Origin of the sequence: Rhizobium sp. AQ_MP (assembly GCF_014237835.1) — a bacterium.
Taxonomy (GTDB): Bacteria; Pseudomonadota; Alphaproteobacteria; order Rhizobiales; family Rhizobiaceae; genus Allorhizobium.
This window is the reverse complement of record NZ_JACJVI010000008.1, coordinates 88,453-105,892: the sequence shown is the minus strand read 5'-3', so window position 1 is coordinate 105,892 and position 17,440 is coordinate 88,453. Positions and strand designations below refer to the sequence as shown.

General features: G+C 61.2%; 16 protein-coding genes and 5 tRNA genes. 11 read left to right on the top strand and 10 right to left on the bottom strand.

All coding sequences use genetic code 11. The features are described from left to right. Window positions 1–2: 2 nt before the first annotated feature. Window positions 3–1,835 (bottom strand): alpha/beta hydrolase, encoded by a 1,833-nt coding sequence (locus tag H6M51_RS13245; RefSeq protein ID WP_185810299.1) that lies wholly within the window; start codon window positions 1,833–1,835, stop codon window positions 3–5. 160 nt (window positions 1,836–1,995) lie between these two features. Here H6M51_RS13245 and H6M51_RS13240 point away from each other — a divergent pair, with 160 nt between their 5' ends. From H6M51_RS13240 to recJ, 5 genes are all read left to right on the top strand, one after another. Then, window positions 1,996–2,409: an SHOCT domain-containing protein gene (locus tag H6M51_RS13240; protein WP_185810298.1), complete on the top strand. Its 414-nt coding sequence runs from the start codon at window positions 1,996–1,998 to the stop codon at window positions 2,407–2,409. Window positions 2,410–2,639: 230 nt separating this feature from the next. Then, the gene (locus H6M51_RS13235; RefSeq protein WP_102019947.1) at window positions 2,640–3,857 is read left to right on the top strand and encodes an LL-diaminopimelate aminotransferase; all 1,218 of its coding nucleotides are present in this window, start codon (window positions 2,640–2,642) and stop codon (window positions 3,855–3,857) included. 70 nt (window positions 3,858–3,927) lie between these two features. Further along, window positions 3,928–5,247, top strand: a complete 1,320-nt coding sequence (locus H6M51_RS13230; protein ID WP_185810297.1) for a homoserine dehydrogenase — start codon at window positions 3,928–3,930, stop codon at window positions 5,245–5,247. A gap of 169 nt (window positions 5,248–5,416) precedes the next feature. Beyond that, the gene (locus tag H6M51_RS13225) at window positions 5,417–5,620 is read left to right on the top strand and encodes a hypothetical protein (protein WP_185810296.1); all 204 of its coding nucleotides are present in this window, start codon (window positions 5,417–5,419) and stop codon (window positions 5,618–5,620) included. A 139-nt stretch (window positions 5,621–5,759) separates the two neighbouring features. Further along, a complete protein-coding gene (recJ, locus tag H6M51_RS13220) occupies window positions 5,760–7,565 on the top strand; it encodes a single-stranded-DNA-specific exonuclease RecJ (RefSeq protein WP_185810295.1) in 1,806 nt (601 codons plus the stop codon). A 40-nt stretch (window positions 7,566–7,605) separates the two neighbouring features. Here recJ and H6M51_RS13215 read toward each other — a convergent pair. The 5 genes from H6M51_RS13215 to gloA form a co-directional block, all read right to left on the bottom strand. Then, a tRNA-Glu gene (locus H6M51_RS13215) sits at window positions 7,606–7,680 on the bottom strand. A 170-nt stretch (window positions 7,681–7,850) separates the two neighbouring features. Further along, window positions 7,851–7,925 (bottom strand) — tRNA-Glu (locus H6M51_RS13210). Between the two features lie 169 nt (window positions 7,926–8,094). Next, window positions 8,095–8,169, bottom strand: a tRNA-Glu gene (locus tag H6M51_RS13205). A gap of 158 nt (window positions 8,170–8,327) precedes the next feature. Further along, window positions 8,328–9,299: a hypothetical protein gene (locus tag H6M51_RS13200; protein ID WP_185810294.1), complete on the bottom strand. Its 972-nt coding sequence runs from the start codon at window positions 9,297–9,299 to the stop codon at window positions 8,328–8,330. A gap of 104 nt (window positions 9,300–9,403) precedes the next feature. Further along, window positions 9,404–9,844, bottom strand: coding sequence for a lactoylglutathione lyase (gloA, locus tag H6M51_RS13195; RefSeq protein WP_076396231.1), 441 nt, complete (start codon window positions 9,842–9,844; stop codon window positions 9,404–9,406). A 182-nt stretch (window positions 9,845–10,026) separates the two neighbouring features. Between gloA and H6M51_RS13190 the strand changes: the two genes are divergently transcribed. The 6 genes from H6M51_RS13190 to H6M51_RS13165 all read left to right on the top strand — a co-directional run bounded on the left by H6M51_RS13190 (window position 10,027) and on the right by H6M51_RS13165 (window position 12,760). Continuing rightward, window positions 10,027–10,605: a cold-shock protein gene (locus tag H6M51_RS13190; RefSeq protein ID WP_185810293.1), complete on the top strand. Its 579-nt coding sequence runs from the start codon at window positions 10,027–10,029 to the stop codon at window positions 10,603–10,605. Window positions 10,606–10,630: 25 nt separating this feature from the next. Next, window positions 10,631–11,086: a DUF192 domain-containing protein gene (locus H6M51_RS13185; RefSeq protein WP_246780512.1), complete on the top strand. Its 456-nt coding sequence runs from the start codon at window positions 10,631–10,633 to the stop codon at window positions 11,084–11,086. A 106-nt stretch (window positions 11,087–11,192) separates the two neighbouring features. Then, window positions 11,193–11,269 (top strand) — tRNA-Pro (locus H6M51_RS13180). Window positions 11,270–11,349: 80 nt separating this feature from the next. Then, the gene (locus tag H6M51_RS13175) at window positions 11,350–11,655 is read left to right on the top strand and encodes an ETC complex I subunit (RefSeq protein ID WP_102020343.1); all 306 of its coding nucleotides are present in this window, start codon (window positions 11,350–11,352) and stop codon (window positions 11,653–11,655) included. A gap of 33 nt (window positions 11,656–11,688) precedes the next feature. Beyond that, window positions 11,689–11,765 (top strand) — tRNA-Arg (locus H6M51_RS13170). 263 nt (window positions 11,766–12,028) lie between these two features. Then, window positions 12,029–12,760 carry a nuclease gene (locus H6M51_RS13165; RefSeq protein ID WP_185810291.1) on the top strand — a complete coding sequence of 244 codons (732 nt, stop codon included), beginning with the start codon at window positions 12,029–12,031 and terminating at the stop codon, window positions 12,758–12,760. A gap of 80 nt (window positions 12,761–12,840) precedes the next feature. Here H6M51_RS13165 and H6M51_RS13160 read toward each other — a convergent pair whose 3' ends face one another. From H6M51_RS13160 to H6M51_RS13145, 4 genes are all read right to left on the bottom strand, one after another. Then, window positions 12,841–13,614 (bottom strand): amino acid ABC transporter ATP-binding protein, encoded by a 774-nt coding sequence (locus tag H6M51_RS13160; RefSeq protein WP_185810290.1) that lies wholly within the window; start codon window positions 13,612–13,614, stop codon window positions 12,841–12,843. A gap of 17 nt (window positions 13,615–13,631) precedes the next feature. Continuing rightward, window positions 13,632–14,783, bottom strand: coding sequence for an amino acid ABC transporter permease (locus H6M51_RS13155; protein ID WP_185810289.1), 1,152 nt, complete (start codon window positions 14,781–14,783; stop codon window positions 13,632–13,634). A gap of 2 nt (window positions 14,784–14,785) precedes the next feature. After that, entirely contained in the window at window positions 14,786–15,979 is a 1,194-nt protein-coding gene (locus H6M51_RS13150; protein WP_185810288.1) for an amino acid ABC transporter permease, read from the bottom strand. A 166-nt stretch (window positions 15,980–16,145) separates the two neighbouring features. Then, the gene (locus H6M51_RS13145; protein ID WP_185810287.1) at window positions 16,146–17,174 is read right to left on the bottom strand and encodes an amino acid ABC transporter substrate-binding protein; all 1,029 of its coding nucleotides are present in this window, start codon (window positions 17,172–17,174) and stop codon (window positions 16,146–16,148) included. Window positions 17,175–17,440: the final 266 nt, after the last annotated feature.

Below are 17,440 nucleotides of genomic sequence, written 5' to 3'. Positions count from 1 at the left end.
GCTCAGACTCGGGCAAGCACATAGCGGCCGGGCGCGTCTGCAATCGCGTTCAGCGCATCGCCGCCGGGCTTCCGGGCAGGCACCCGTTCGTCGTCCAGCTTCTCGATCCAGATCTGCCAGTGGGGCCACCAGGACCCTGGGGTTTCCTTGGCGTTTGCCATCCACTCTTCGTAGGTGCCGCTGGCGGCCCCGTTGGTCCAGTATTGGTACTTCAGCTTGTCTGGCGGATTGACGACACCGGCGATATGCCCCGAGCCCGAGACGACGTAATCGACCGGTCCGCCGAACAGGCTGCTGCCGATGAAGACGGATTTTGCCGGGGCGATATGGTCTTCCTTGGTCGCCAGATTGTAGATCGGGATCTTCACGTCCTTGAGCGACAGCGTCTTGCCGGCAAGCTGCATCTTGCCCTGGCTGAGCGTATTATTGAGGTAGCAGTTGCGCAGATAGAAGGAGTGATTGGCCGCCGCCATTCGGGTCGAATCGGAATTCCAGTAGAGAAGATCGAAGGGCATCGGATCCTGGCCCTTCAGGTAGTTGTTGACGAAATAGGGCCAGATGAGCTCGGAGGCGCGCAGCATGTTGAAGGCCGCCGCCATCTTCGAGCCATCGAGATAGCCGGTCTCGTGCATGCGTTGTTCGAGGCTCGTCAGCTGGCCTTCGTCGACGAAGACCTTGAGGTCGCCGGCATAGGTAAAGTCGACCTGGGTCGTGAACAGCGTGGCGCTGGCAATGCGCTTGTTCTTCTCCTGCGCATGCAGTGCAAGGGCCGCCGCAAGCAGTGTGCCTCCGACGCAATAGCCGATCGCATTCACTTCCCGTTCGCCGGTCGCCTTCTCCACCGTGTCGAGCGCGAAATCGACGCCCTCGCGAATATAGGCTTCCCAATCCTTGTCGGCATGGCGTTCGTCAGGGTTCACCCAGGAGATGACGAAGACCGTATGGCCCTGGTCGACACACCATTTGATGAAGCTCTTCTGCGGATTGAGGTCGAGGATGTAGAACTTGTTGATCCAGGGCGGGCAGATCAGCAGAGGGCGCTTCAGCACCGTTTCGGTGGACGCCTCGTACTGGATGACCTCGCAGACATCGCTCTGGGCGATCACCTTGCCCGGCGTGATCGCCATGTTTTCCCCGACGGCGAACTTGCTTGTGTCTGTCTGCCGGATGCGAAGGTCGCCACCACCGGCAGCGATGTCTTCGGCCAGCATCTGCATGCCCTTGACCAGGTTTGCACCGCTGCTCTGCACCGTCTCCTTGTAGAGCTGTGGATTGGTGGCGACGAAATTGGCCGGCGACAGGGCTGCCGTGATCTGCCGCATGTAGAAATTGGCCTTGTGCCGCGTGTGCTCATCCAGCCCGCCGGCATCATTCACCATCTTCTCGGCCCATTGCGACAGAACGAGATAGGTCTGGCGCAGGAAGTCGAAGAAGGGATTGCGCTCCCAGTCTTCGTCGGAGAAGCGTTTGTCCTTGGGAAGAGGATCGCTGACCGGCTGTTCGGGTGCGGCGAATCGCGCCAGCGACCGGCTCCAGACCCCGAAAACGGCATTGAGCAGATGCGTCTGAGCTTCGAGCGTACGCTTGGGGTCGGACATCCAGTATTCGGCGACCTTGCCCATGGTCTTGACCATTTCGGCCGCGGGTTCGGAGACCGGATCGACGATTTCGCCGGTTTCGCGGGGTTTCAGCCAGACAGAGGCGGCTTTGCCGAGGTTCTCGAGCGCCTTGGCGGCATTGATGGTGAGCGCCTGCGGATCCCTGATGATATAGGGCTCGATCAGTTTTGGATCGAACGCGGCATTCGCTTCGGCTTCTTCCCGAGTCCTGTCCATGCCGTCCTCCCCAGGATTGTTCTGGCGTCTTTTGTGTTTGCCTATCCTGCATGAAAACGACTACAAGTTCCAGCGATTGGGTCATAGTCTTTCGAAGAGGATCGACGATTGCACCCTTGAGGAATGTCAGTTTTCCGCGTGAGCGCGGGCGGTCGGGGCCATGGTGCACAAGAAGTTCAGTTTATCAGGTCTTTCGGGACAGGCGCTTGCCGCCGCAGTTGTGGCGCTGATGGCGGGCACGGGGTGCCAGTCGACCACCCCACCCGCAACGACTGAGGTCGCCTCGGTTCCGACTGCCTTGCAGGTGAATGTGGAAGACCCCGAGAACCCGGATGCGGCACCGGCGCGCTCGACCTATCGCGATGGCTATCCGAATTTCGGGGGCTCGCTCAATGCCGCCAACGTGCAGATGAGCAATGACGAGGCTACTGCCCTGCAGGCCCAGCTGACCTCATTGGGTGCTGCACGCTCGGCCGGCACCATCAGCGAAGCCGAGTATCAGGCGCGTCTGGCAGAACTGCGCAAGCTCGCAGCGCAGCACGGACCGGAAACCCAGGCCCAGATCGCCAATTAAGGCTTGCGCTGCCGGCGTTTTTTTCGCAAAGCAACCGGGGCGTTTTTGACATAAAATTGCGTCGGCGATTCAGGACCTGCAGCCGGATTTGCGACAAATTTTCCTGCGAGCGCTTGTATTGGCATATCATCAACCGCATTCGGTTTCGCGCCTCGTTGCGATGCGGGTGATCACTGGGAAAACGAGCGCGCCTGCCGCGGTGATGATCCGCGCGGTTTCAGGGGTTGAAGATGGAAGAGTTTCACAAAGTCCGGCGCCTGCCGCCCTACGTTTTCGAACAGGTCAACCGTTTGAAGGCGAGCGCGCGAGCCGGTGGGGCCGACATCATCGACCTCGGCATGGGCAATCCCGACCTTCCGACCCCGCAGGCGATCGTCGACAAGCTCTGCGAAGTCGTCCAGGACCCGCGCACCCATCGCTATTCCTCGTCCAAGGGCATTCCGGGCCTGCGTCGCGCCCAGGCGGCCTATTACGCCCGTCGCTTCAATGTGAAGCTCAATCCCGACACGCAGGTCGTGGCGACGCTGGGCTCTAAGGAAGGCTTCGCCAACATGGCGCAGGCGATTACCGCACCCGGTGACGTCATCCTCTGCCCGAACCCGACCTATCCGATCCATGCCTTCGGCTTCCTGATGACCGGCGGCGTCATCCGCTCGATTTCGATCGAGCCGGACGAGACGTTCTTCCCGCCGCTCGAACGTGCCGTGAAGCACTCTATCCCGAAGCCGCTGGCGCTGATCATCAACTACCCGTCCAACCCGACCGCCCGTGTTGCGAGCCTCGACTTCTACAAGGATGTCATCGCCTTCGCGAAGAAGCATGACATCATCGTGCTTTCCGACCTCGCCTACTCGGAAATCTATTTCGATGGCGATCCGCCGCCGTCCGTGCTCGAAGTTCCGGGCGCCATGGACTGCACCGTCGAATTCACCTCGATGTCCAAGACCTTCTCCATGCCCGGTTGGCGCATGGGCTTTGCCGTCGGCAACGAGCGGCTGATCTCGGCGCTCACCCGTGTGAAGTCCTACCTCGACTACGGCGCATTCACGCCGATCCAGGTGGCCGCAACCCACGCGCTGAACGGCGATGGTTCCGACATCGCCGAAGTCCGCAGCGTCTACAAGCGTCGCCGCGACGTCATGGTCGAGAGCTTCGGCAAGGCTGGCTTTGAAGTCCCGCCGCCGGCGGCCACCATGTTCGCCTGGGCGAAGATCCCGGAGAAGTTCCGCCACCTCGGTTCGCTGGAATTCTCCAAGCTGCTCGTCGAGAAGGCCGATGTGGCCGTGGCGCCGGGTATCGGCTTTGGCGAAATGGGCGACGAATACGTGCGTCTCGCCCTCGTCGAGAACGAACACCGCATCCGCCAGGCCGCGCGCAACATCAAGAAGTTCCTGTCGACGGCTGACGAGACGATGCACAACGTGATTTCGCTCAACGCCCACCGTTGAGCCCACGTTGACACCCAGGCGGTCCGGTCGGGACCGCCTCACTTCCTTTTGATGACGTCAGGAATGCCTCATGGCAAATGCGCTTAAAATCGGCGTGGCGGGTCTCGGTACCGTCGGTGCCTCGCTTGTCCGCATCCTTCAGACCCGTGCCAATGCTCTGACCGTCGCCTGCGGTCGTCCAATCGCTGTCACGGCGGTGTCGGCGCGTGACGCCTCCAAGGATCGCGGCATCCTGTTGGATGGCATTGCCTGGTACGCCGATCCGGTGGAGATGGCGAAAGAAGCCGATATCGATGTGTTCGTCGAGCTGGTCGGTGGGGCCGAAGGGGCAGCCGAGCAGTCGGTCCGTGCAGCTCTCGTTCGCGGCCTGCATGTCGTCACTGCCAACAAGGCGCTGTTGTCCCGCCATGGTGTCGAGCTCGCGAAACTCGCCGAGGAAAAGAGCCGCCTGTTGAACTACGAGGCGGCGGTGGCCGGCGGCATCCCGGTCATCAAGACGCTGCGCGAGTCGCTCACCGGCAACAATTTTTCCCGCATCTACGGGATCATGAACGGCACCTGCAATTACATTCTGACCCGGATGGAGCGTGAAGGCCTGTCCTTCGCAGATTGCTTGAAGGAAGCCCAGCGCCTCGGTTATGCCGAAGCCGATCCGAGCTTCGACATCGAGGGCAATGATACAGCCCACAAGCTGTCGATCCTGACGACGCTCGCCTTTGGCTGCGAAATCTCGGCTGACAAGATCTATCTCGAAGGCATCACCAACATCTCGATCGAGGACATCCATGCGGCAGCCGATCTCGGTTATCGCATCAAGCTTCTGGGTGTGGCCCAGAAGACGGAAAGCGGCATCGAGCAACGCGTCCACCCGACCATGGTGCCGCTCGATTCGGTGATTGCCCAGGTCGATGGCGTGACCAATGCGGTGGCGCTCGAATCCGACATTCTCGGCGAACTGCTGATGGTCGGCCCCGGTGCCGGCGGCAATGCGACAGCATCCGCCGTGCTGGGTGACATCACCGATATCGCTAAGAGCCGTCCCGGTGCGCAGGAAGTGCCGGTTCTCGGCCGTCCCGCCCATCTGCTGGAGCCCTATCGTCAGGCGGAGATGCAGAGCCACGAAGGTGGCTACTTCATTCGCCTGACGGTTCAGGACCGCACCGGTGTCTTTGCAAGCATCGCGACCAAAATGGCGGAAAACGCGATCTCACTCGAATCGATCGTGCAGCACTCCAAGCAGCCGGCGGCTCCCGATCGCCCGCAGACGATCATTCTCGTCACGCACGCGACGATGGAAAGCGCCGTCCGCAAGGCCGTCGGCGCCATCAAGGGCGAGGGCTACCTGATCGGCGAGCCTCAGGTGATTCGCATCGAACGACCCAAGACCTGAGAAAATTCAGGGGTTCAAAGGTTTCGGATGGCCGTTGCTGGTTCAAGCGATGGCCATTTTCCGTTATTCATCTGATAATTTGCAAAAACTCTATGTTTGATCTCTCGCCAAAAGTCTAAGGCGGGCGTAGGCTTCTGCCACGATCGGGTTCTTGGGGAGGGGCTCTTCGATGGGAGTTGGGGAGAGCAGCACGCCCTGGGGCGACCTGGCCGGGGAGACGCCGGAGGATGCAGATCAACGACGCGGCGGTCGGTCAGCCGAAGCGTCCGCCAAGCATGTTGCGGTCAAGACGCAGCCGGATTGGGTTCTGCTCTTTGTGTTCACGGCCATCATGACGATACCCTTCGCGCTCGTCGCCTGGCTCATGGCCTGAGGCGCCACGAGCAGCAGCGGCATCCGTCTGATCTCTGGTGATTTTCTGCAATCGATATAATAGAACGGGGCAGGGCGGCCCAGTGTCCGCCAATTCTGTGGTGCTGGCATGAACGCCTGCACACGTGCAAAGAGCAGTCATGTCGACCGAACCGGTAGATCCCGTTATCCGCGCCTTCCTCGGCGTCGAGCAATCCGCAAGTGGCCAGCGCTGGATGTCCCGCACCGATCAGGCGGGCCAGAACCGTGCACTCGCCATCAGCCAGCTGCACGGGATCCCGGAACTGGTCGCCCGCGTGCTTGCGGGCCGGGGCGTTGGTGTCGAAGAGGCGCCGGCCTTTCTCGATCCGACCATCCGCAATCTCATGCCGGATCCATCGAAGCTGACCGATTGCGATGCTGCGGCAGCACGGATCGTCGAAGCGATCGATCGCAAGCAGCGCGTCGCCATCTTCGGCGACTATGACGTGGATGGCGCAGCATCATCCGCGCTGATGTACCGTTTCCTGCATCATTTCGGCGTGGAGGCCGAAATCTACATCCCGGACCGCATCTTCGAAGGTTATGGCCCGAACGCTGCGGCCATCGACCAGCTGATCGAGCGCGGCGCAAACCTCCTGATCACCGTCGACTGCGGTTCCACCAGCATCCAGGCGCTGGGCGCTGCTGAACGGCGTGGTGTCGATGTCGTTGTCATTGACCACCACCAGATGGGCCACGAAATGCCGGTCTGCCATGCGCTGGTAAACCCCAACCGGGAGGACGATCTGTCAGGGCAGGGGCATCTCTGCGCTGCCGGCGTCGTCTTCATGGTCTTGGTGGCGACGCTGCGTGTTCTGCGCGAGGCAGGCCATCCGCATGCGCGGTCGCTGGACCTGCTCGCCTGGCTCGATCTCGTGGCACTGGCGACCGTCTGCGACGTCGTGCCGCTTAAAGGCCTGAACCGCGCCTATGTCACCAAGGGCCTGATTGCCGCACGCCACCAGAACAATGCAGGGCTCGCATCGCTGTTGCGCGTGGCCGGCATTGGCGGTCCCGTGACGCCCTATCATTTCGGCTTCCTCGTTGGCCCGAGAATCAATGCCGGCGGACGCATCGGCGATGCAGCGCTTGGAAGTCGTTTGCTGACGCTTGACGATGCGGCCGAAGCCGACCAGATCGCGACCAAGCTCGATGAGTTGAACCGCGAGCGCCAGGCGATGGAAGCCATCATGCTGGCGGAGGCCGAAGCCGAAGCCATGGCCGAATACGGCACAGGCGAGAAGGCATCTGTCATCGTCACTGCCAAGGAAAACTGGCATCCCGGCATCGTCGGTCTGCTCGCTGCGCGGCTGAAGGAGAAGTTCAAGCGTCCGGCCTTTGCGATTGCCTTCGATCCGCTTGGCAAGGGCACCGGGTCGGGGCGTTCGATCAACGACTTCGACATGGGCCGCATGGTGCGCGCCGCGGTGGACGAGGGCCTGCTGGTGAAGGGTGGCGGCCACGCCATGGCGGCCGGCCTGACCGTGGAGCGCGCCAATCTCGGCCGCCTGCGCAGCTTCTTCGAGGAGCAGGCTTCCGCACAGGTCTCGGCGCTCGCGGCAAACCAGACACTGAAGATCGATGGCGCGATCGGTGCATCGGGCGCGACGCTGGCATTGGTCGACCAGCTGGAAGCGGCTGGCCCTTACGGCTCGGGCCATCCGCAGCCGATCTTTGCCGTGCCGCTGCATCGGCTCAAGGACGCTCGTCCCGTCGGCACGACTCACATCAAGATCACCCTCGAAGGCATGGACGGCAGTCGCCTGGATGGAATCGCCTTTCGCGCCGCCGAAACCGATCTCGGCCATTTTCTGATGAACAATCGCGGCAATCAGGTGCATGTTGCCGGCACGCTGAGCGCCGACCACTGGCAGGGAAACAGGCGCGTGCAGTTCCGCGTCATGGACGCCGCAAAGGCGCCGTGAGGCGCCGATCTGATCTGATCTGATGTCGGGGAGATCGAAGTGGCACGCCCTAGGGGAGTCGAACCCCTCTTCCCAGAATGAAAATCTGGTGTCCTAACCGATAGACGAAGGGCGCGTGCGCTTCGGTGGCGCCCTTATGGCCGGAACTTGGCTCAAGTGCAAGAGGCCAGAGGCTGCCTCAGGCAACTTTTTCCACAGGTACGGCACCGGGCGGGATCGCAAGCGCAAACAAGCACTTGGCGCTTTTCCGTCCACAGGTTCTCGATTGTATGGGGGAGGTCGAAGTGGCACGCCCTAGGGGAGTCGAACCCCTCTTCCCAGAATGAAAATCTGGTGTCCTAACCGATAGACGAAGGGCGCGTGCGCTTCGGTGGCGCCCTTATAGTCAGGCACCCGAATGACCGCAAGCAGAAATTTGACGATCTTCAGGAGAAAAAATTAAGCCGCCTTGCGCGCGAAACGGCACTGCTTTTTGTCCAGGGCAGCGGAAGTCTAAGTCTCTGACATGTCGGGGAAAATGGCAACGAAGTGGCACGCCCTAGGGGAGTCGAACCCCTCTTCCCAGAATGAAAATCTGGTGTCCTAACCGATAGACGAAGGGCGCGTCTGCTTCGTGGCGCCCTTATAGTCAGGCTGTTCCCAGTCCGCAAGCGGCTTTTTGAGCTTTCATGCAAAATTGGTGACAGCGTCTTCGGTCACATGCACAAACGCCGGGAAATCCAGCGTTTGGAAAGACTTGCAACCTCCTGGCATCGGCCAATGTCATGGTGTCGTAGCGACCTCTTGCTTCTTCTTGCCACCCTTCAAGAGGTCCGACAGGGAGGGAAGCCAGCCCTTCTTCTTCTCGCTCGCCGCAGCCGCCAGCTCTTCTGCCGGCAGAGGCTCGGCCGGATCAGGCTCCTCCACGGCGCCCATGGCTGCGAGTTGATCGGGCGTCAGTTGGACCTGCTCAGGCACGCTGCCGGCAGGTTCACGCAGCGCGAGCATCTTGCGCTTGGGGCGCGGATCGGAAAGCCGCTTCAGCAACGGTTCTTCGGCGCCGGTCGCCGCCTCCTCCGTCAGCGGCAGCGAAGAGGCCTCGGACGCGCGCGCCTGTTCCTGAAGCGCCTTTTGCTGCATCAGCATCTGCTGTTCAGGCGAGGGGCTGAAGAGGCTCTTGCGCACCGCGTTGACACCCAGTGTCGGCATCTCGCTGGGGACCAGGCTTCCGCGTTGCTCCGCCGAGGCCACGGCACCCTGCTGCGCGGCTGCGGGATCGACGGCAGCCGCCGCCTGCGTCTTCTGGGCAGCGGAAAACAGGCTGTTGCTCCCCGGCGTGACCGTCGTCGGCTGCATGGTGAGTTCGCCAAGATTGGCTGCCACCTGGGCTTGGTCAGGGGCTTGTGGCCGTCCCTGGCTCGCCTGCTGCTGCAAGGCCAGCACTTCCGGCGGCGGTTCGGCGATGTCCGAATAGGCCGCTGCAATCGCGACCGGTTGGCGCTTCAAGCGCGGAGGATCTGTCTCAACCTGGGACGCCAGCGCGCCGGACGCGTCGGCCACCTGTCCCGAAACGGCAACGACATAGGGATCACGGAATGCTTTTTTGCCCGTGGCGGCCGCAGCCTCTTGCGACGGACTTGCCTCGTTCAGAGACAACACCTCGTCCGCGCTTGTCTGGCAGGATGCGAGAAAGAGGCCCCCCATGACCGCAAGGATGCCGAGCGATGGCCTGCATGGGTGGGAAATTCGGTTCATGTCCAGTCTCCGTCAGTCGCTTGCCGGCCAAGAAAAAGGGCCGCCGGGGCGACCCTCGTCTGATCGTGAGACTAGCCGCGCAAACTTGCGCGAAGCGGTGCGGCTTACCAGGCGCCGGTATTCGGCATAGAGGCCCAGGGTTCGGCGGGCGCAAGGTTCTCGCCCTTCTGCAGGATCTCGATCGAGATGCCATCCGGCGAGCGGACAAAGGCCATGTGGCCGTCGCGCGGCGGACGGTTGATGGTCACGCCATTGTCCATCAGCTTCTGGCAGATCGCATAGATATCGTCGACCTCATAGGCGAGGTGACCGAAGTTGCGGCCGCCCGTATAGTCTTCCGTGTCCCAGTTGTAAGTGAGCTCCAGGCACGGGGACATATCGGCCTTGGCCTTGTCGAGATCCTTCTCCGCAGTCAGGAAGACCAGGGTGAAACGGCCCTTCTCATTTTCATAACGACGGATTTCGGTGAGGCCGAAGAGCTCGCAATAAAAGTGCAGCGAGGCCTCGAGATCCTTCACTCGGACCATGGTGTGTAGGTAGCGCATGGGTGTTCTCCTTTGACCCGGACGATATGGAACAGCCGTCAGCTTCGAGCAAGGCTGTGGTGCAAAAGCAATTGGTGAAATGTAAAACTAGGGCTTGCGCAGATCCGTTGACCAAATGTTAATCTGAATCTCAAGAATCAGTTAACTGAGCAATGTGACGCGTTTTCGAGGGGCTTGGGGAAATGGCGGACAGGATTTCATCGAAAGGGCTCGGCGAGTTCGAGGAACTGTCTTCGGAGGCCGTTGACCTGATCGAGATCACCGGCGTCGTCAAATGGTTCGATGTCGCGAAGGGTTTCGGTTTCATCGTTCCTGATAACGGCATGCAGGATGTCCTCCTCCACGTAACCTGCCTGCGTCGGGACGGTTACCAGACCATTCTCGAGGGAACCCGCATCGTTGCGCTGATCCAGAAGCGCGAGCGCGGCTATCAGGCTTTCCGCATTCTCTCCATGGACCAGTCGACGGCGATCCACCCCTCGCAGATGCCGCCTGTGCGCACCCATGTCCAGGTAACGCCGACCAGCGGTCTCGAGCGGGCACTGGTGAAATGGTTCAATCGCACCAAGGGCTTCGGCTTCCTGACACGCGGCGAAGGCACGGAAGACATCTTCGTCCATATGGAAACCCTGCGCCGCTTCGGTCTGACGGAACTGCGCCCCGGCCAGACGGTTCTGGTCCGCTTCGGGCCTGGCGATAAGGGCCTGATGGCTGCGGAAATCCACCCGGACAATCCGGGCCCCGCTGCACGGGCGCATTGAGCCAATGCGTGGCATCGCGAATGTTATGAAAGGCGCCCTTGCGGCGCTTTTTCTGTTTTTGTCGCTGCCGTCGATCGCTGCAGCCGAGGTAAGCTTTCAGCGTGGCCAGCTCGTGTTCGAGACGAAGGGCGGCGAGCGGATCACCTTCGATGTCGAATGGGCGCTGACGGCGGAGCAGCGGGCGAGGGGCCTGATGGAGCGTCCGGCGCTGCCGGATCGCACGGGAATGCTTTTCGATTTCGGCGAAACCCGCATGGTCACCATGTGGATGGCCAACACGCCCGAATCGCTCGACATGATCTTCATCGATGAGACAGGGCGGATCGTCCGCATCGCCGAGCGGACCACGCCTCTCTCCGAATCGATCGTGGCATCGGGGGAACCGGTTCGTTACGTGCTGGAGATCCGTGGCGGCCACGCGGCAGAACTCGGCCTCGACAAGACCGCTCGGCTCGTTCTACCGCTCGACCTTCCCCGCTGATGTCGCCGAGTACGCCGCTTTCGCCTGAAAAATCAGCGCCCGGAAAACCGCTTTTTTACTGTTGCGGGGGCAGGGTGAACCGTGTATTCCGGCAGCATTGCTGGAACGGAGTGTAGCGCAGTCTGGTAGCGCATCTGGTTTGGGACCAGAGGGTCGGGAGTTCGAATCTCTCCACTCCGACCAGCAATCAAAGGCCACCGCATGCGGCGGCCCGGAAATGTGCGGCAGATCATGCCGCGAAGTCTTGGAGATGGATGAGACCCATGTCTGCGAAGATCTACCGCCCCGCGAAAACCGCCATGCAGTCCGGCAAGGCAAAGACTCATCTCTGGGTCCTGGAATTCGACCAGTCCGCGCCGCGCAAGATCGACCCGATGATGGGCTACACCACCTCGGGCGACACCCGCCAGCAGGTCAAGCTCACCTTCGAAACGCTTGAGCAGGCCGAAGCCTATGCGAAGCGCGAGGGCATCGAGTACCGCGTGATCCTGCCGAAGGAAGCCAAGCGCCAGGTTGTCTCCTACACCGACAACTTCCGCTACAATCGCCTGCAGCCCTGGACGCACTGATCCTGTTCTCGCCGCCTCACGCGGCGCAAAGACGGTCCCTTAGCTCAGCTGGATAGAGCAAGTGCCTTCTAAGCACTAGGTCGTAGGTTCGAGCCCTACAGGGATCGCCATTCTTTTGATCTTACAGCTGATAACCCCCATATACCGTGTTTGACGCGCCGCAAGGCCGGGCCTGCGCCACGACGTAGATCGGTCACCAAAGAGGCGGCTTCCCCATGGCTGGCGACGTGCGGCTTCTCTAGGCCGGGGGAGCTCTCCCGGCCTATCTCATGTGGATCATGGCAGGGCCGCAGCGGCATACACTGAAAACTGTCTCCCTGCCAACCTTTCGGAAACCCTTGGGCGTCATGATGCCGCTCACGAGAGGTTAACCATGTCCAGTCGCACCGCTTCTTCCCGCCGCGCCCCCACCAAACGCCGCAAGTCGAGCCGGTCTTCCGGCGGTCAGGGCATGACGTCCTGGCTGGTCGTGCTCGCCCTCGTGGCCTGCAGTATCGCGCTGTATGACAACCGCGCCGTGGTCCTCAAGGAACTCGCTCCCCTTTTGCCGCGTGAGCGCATCACAGCGCAGGAAACCCAGCACAAGGCAAAGCCTGAGCGCGAAAAAGCACAGCCGGCACAGAGCCGGCCGCCAGCACAGACGGCCAAGGCACCGGTGCCCCCGGCCGATGTCGGCATCGCCAAGGCAGCCTTCCCAGCCTCCCGGCCAGCCGCGGCGGTGACCGAGACGGCCGGGCTTACAGGCGAGAACTTCTCCGGAAAGTTCTATTTCTGCGGCACCTCCGGCCTCGATAATTGCGTCATGAGCGGTGACACCTTCTGGTACCGGAAAACCAGGATCGTGCTGGCGGATATTGCCGCCCCGCGCACCGAAGGCGCTGCCTGCCAGCAGGAGCGGGATCGGGGCTTCGCCGCCAAGGTGCGGCTGAAGGATCTTCTGAGTTCCGGACGCTTCGATCTCGAAACGCTGAAGGCTGAGGCCTCAAGCAATGCGCCGGGCGTGATGCGGGTTGCGACCCGCAATGGTCGTTCGCTGGGCTCGATCCTGGTGTCCGAAGGGCTTGCCAAGCCACGCATGGCCCGCCAGCAGAGCTGGTGCCCCTGACGACAGTTTCCGGACAAACTGAAAGAGCCCGCCGCGTTGTCGCGGCGGGCTCTTCATGGCGCCTGTCAGCCTGACGCGGCTTAGTGCAGGATCTGGCTGAGGAAGAGCTTGGTGCGTTCGTGCTGCGGATTGTCGAAGAACTCTGCCGGCGCGTTCTGCTCGACGATCTGGCCCTGGTCCATGAAGATGACGCGGTCGGCGACCTGACGGGCAAAGCCCATTTCATGCGTGACACAGATCATGGTCATGCCTTCCTCGGCAAGACCGACCATGGTGTCGAGCACTTCTTTGACCATCTCGGGGTCGAGCGCCGAGGTCGGTTCGTCGAACAGCATGATCTTCGGCTTCATGCAGAGCGCGCGGGCAATCGCCACGCGCTGCTGCTGACCACCCGAAAGCTGGCCGGGATACTTGTTGGCCTGTTCCGGGATCTTGACGCGCTTCAGGAAGTGCATCGCGATTTCCTCGGCATCCTTCTTCGGCATCTTGCGCACCCAGATCGGGGCAAGCGTGCAGTTTTCAAGGATCGTCAGATGCGGGAAGAGGTTGAAGTGCTGGAACACCATGCCGACTTCGCGGCGCACTTCGTCGATCTTCTTCAGGTCATTCGTCAGTTCGATATTATCGACGATGATGTTGCCGGTCTGATGCTCCTCAAGACGGTTGATGCAGCGGATCATGGTGGACTTGCCCGAGCCGGACGGCCCGGCCACGACGATGCGCTCGCCTTTCATGACCTTGAGGTTGATGTCGCGCAGCACGTGAAAGTCACCGTACCACTTGTTCATGTTGATCAGTTCGACCGCAACGTCGGTGCCCGACACGGTCTTCTTAGCGGAATTGGCTTCAGCCATGGTTTTTCCCCTTGTTCTTAGCGCTTGTGACCGGTGTCGAGGTGCCGCTCCATGAAGGCGGAGTAGCGCGACATGCCGAAGCAGAAGATCCAGAATATGAAGCCGGCGAAGATCAGACCTGTGAGCGGCGTCACGGGCGTTGCCCAGCTGGCATCGGTGAAGTTGAGGCGGACGATGCCAAGCAGATCGAACATGCCGATGATCGACACGAGCGAGGTATCCTTGAACAGGCCGATGAAGGTGTTGACGATCCCCGGGATGACCAGCTTGATCGCCTGCGGCAGGATGATCAGGCGGGTCTTCTGCCAGTAGGAGAGGCCGAGGGAATCGGCGCCCTCATACTGTCCCTTCGGGATGGCCTGCAGGCCGCCGCGCACGACCTCCGCCATATAGGCCGAGGCAAACAGCGACACGCCGACGAGCGCGCGCAGGAAGTTGTCGATCGTCCAGCCGGTCGGCATGAAGAGCGGCAGCATCACGTTCGCCATGAAGAGAACCGTGATCAGCGGCACACCGCGCACCACCTCGATGAAAGTCACGCAGATGACCTTGATCACCGGCATGTCCGAACGGCGCCCGAGCGCGAGCAGGATGCCGAGCGGCAGCGAAACCGCGATGCCGACGAAGGAGAGGATCAGCGTTACCATCAGGCCACCCCAGAGCGGGGTTTCGACGATCGCAAGGCCGAACCCGCCATGCAGCAGGAAGAAAGCGACGACCGGGAAGATGATGAACAGAAGCAGTGCGTTCAGCCCTTTGCGCGGCGCCTTCGGGATCAGCAGCGGCACGAGCAGTGCCACGAACATCACACCGACCAGGATCACGCGCCAGCGTTCTTCAAGCGGGTAACGCCCGAAGATGAACTGCGAGAAGCGGCTTTCGACGAAGGCCCAGCATGCACCTTTCCAGCCGTCCGGCTGGATCCCGCCCTGGGCCACCGTGGCGCAGACCGAGCGATCGGTACCGAACCAGGCGGCATCGAGGAACAGGAAGTTGATGGCGCCCGGCAGGATGAGCGCCAGCACGGCCAGCCCGAGGATCGTCAGGACGACGTCTTTGGGCGTGGCGAGCAAGTTTTTCCGAATCCAGCCCACGATGCTGGCATCGGAAGTCGGAGGTGGAAGGGGTGCCAGCATTTCCTGGCGGATATACGTCAGTTCACGCGCCATGATCAACGCTCCACCAGGGCCATCTTGGCATTGAACCAGTTCATGAAGAGCGAGGTCACAATGCTGATGGAGAGATAGACGACAAGCCAGATCGAGACGATTTCGATCGCCTGGCCGGTCTGGTTCAGCGTCGTGCCGCCTGTCGACACCAGTTCCGGGAATCCGACGGCCACACCGAGCGACGAGTTTTTCGTCAGGTTGAGATACTGGCTGGTCAGCGGCGGAATGATGATGCGCATGGCCTGCGGCACGATCACCAGGCGGGTGGTCGTCGAGGGCTGCAATCCGAGTGCGGACGCGGCCTCGGTCTGGCCTTTCGACACACCCTTGATGCCGGCACGGATGATTTCCGCGATGAAGGCGGCGGTGTAGAAGGAGAGCGCCAGATAAAGGGCGACGAATTCCGGCGCGATCACAGCACCGCCCGTCATGTTGAAGCGGCTTGCGACCGGATAGTCAAAGGTGAGCGGCGAGCCTGCCGCGACGAAGGCAACGATCGGCAGACCGACGATCAGGCCGGCGCCGACCCAGCCCGTCGGGAAGATCTGGCCGGTCCGCATCTGTCGGGCCTTGGCCCAGCGTGCCACGAGGATGGTGGCGATGATGCCGACCACAAGCGCAATCGGAATGATGCCCGCACCTTCACCCCAGATCGGCTTGGGAAAGGCCAGGCCGCGATTGTTGAGGAAGGACGAAAACGGCAATTCGACCGAGTCACGCGGTTGCGGCAGCGTCGAGAGCACGCCCGAATACCAAAAGAAGATGACGAGCAGCGGCGGCAGGTTGCGGAACGCCTCGACATAGACGGTGCAAAGCTTGGCGATCAGCCAGTTCCGCGAAAGGCGGCCAATCCCGATGATGAAACCGATCACCGTTGCGGTGATGATGCCGGTGACTGCGATCAGGATGGTGTTGAGGAGGCCGACGATCAGAGCCCGGCCGTAGGTCGAATCCGACGAATAGGCGATCAGGCTCTGGCCGATGTCGAAACCGGCGCGGCCGTTGAGGAAGTCGTAGCCCGTCGCAGTATTGCTGCGGGCCAGATTTTCGATGGTGTTGTTCGCAATTGTCCAGACGATAAACGTCATGACGGCGATCGTAGCGATCTGAAAGAAGATGGATCTTGCTTTCGGATCGTAGATCAGCGAGCCAAAGCTCTGCCTTCCGGCAGGCAAACTGGTGGCGTGATCTGTCATGCTGTGCCAAATCCCCGAGGCTTCTACGAGCCTTAACTGTTATTGTTTTTAGAGACAGCCGGCATTCTTTGCTGACGCTGCTGACCGCAGCGCACGTGCCGGTCTGAACACGTAGTCCCGATAAGCGCGAGGCGGCTTTCGCCGCCTCGCAAACCTCCAGCCGAACTTAACGGATCGGCGGTGCGTACTGCAGGCCACCCTTCGACCACAGCGCGTTCACGCCGCGCTCGATCTTGAGCGGAGTGTTGGTGCCGATGTTACGCTCGAAGATTTCGCCGTAGTTACCGACGCCCTTGATGATGTTGTAGGCCCAGTCGTTGGTCAGGCCGAGGTCGGTACCGATCTTGGTGTCGGCTTCGGCGCCGAGGAAGCGCTTGATGTCCGGGTTGGTGGTGGTCGACTTGATCTCGTCGACATTGGCCTGGGTGATGCCGAATTCTTCAGCGGTCACCAGCGCATAGTGGGTCCACGAAACGATGTCGAACCACTGGTCGTCACCCTGGCGAACGGCCGGGCCGAGCGGCTCCTTGGAGATGATTTCCGGCAGAATGACGTGTTCGTCCGGGTTGGTCAGCGTCAGACGCAGCGAATACAGGCCCGACTGGTCGGTCGTGTAGACGTCGCAACGGCCAGCCTGGTAGGCAGCGTTGACTTCTTCCAGTTTTTCGAAAACGACCGGCTTGTACTCGAGGTTGTTGGCCTTGAAGTAGTCTGCAAGATTGAGTTCGGTTGTCGTGCCGGACTGGACGCAGACAGCAGCGCCGGACAATTCCAGGGCCGACTTCACGTTCAGGCTCTTCGGTACCATGAAGCCCTGGCCGTCATAGTAGTTGACGGTGCGGAAGTTAAAGCCGAGCGCGGTGTCGCGGCTAATGGTCCAGGTCGTGTTGCGGATCAGAACGTCGACTTCGCCGGACTGAAGTGCGGTGAAACGGCTCTGTGCGGTGGTCGGCGTGTACTTCACCTTGGTAGCGTCACCAAAAACGGCGGCGGCAACGGCCTTGCAGTAGTCGACGTCGAAGCCGGTCCAGTTGCCGGCGGCGTCCGGCGAAGCGAAGCCAGCCAGACCCGTGTTGACGCCGCACTGCACGAAGCCCTTGGCCTTGACGTCATCGAGAACGGCTGCCGAAGCAGCGGACGCGCCAAAACCCAGGACTGCAGCGCCGATGGCGGCTGACAGGAACTTGTTGTTCATTTTTCCCAACCTTTTTTCTCTTGTTGTATGCCAGCGACGGCCACCTGCTCAAAAACTAGCAGCGCACGTCGGCTCGCGGCCTCCCGGTGCGAGCCGTCATATCTCAGTCGCAAATTCGAGCAGGGTCAAGTCTTTATGCCGCAGAATGGCCACAAAAGCGCTAATTTGCCAAAAACGCCCTCCAAATAGGCAAAAATGTGTGGTTTTTTGTCTAAAGTGATGAAAATGACGCCTTTCCAACAGTATCGGCACGACTTTTCAGCAAG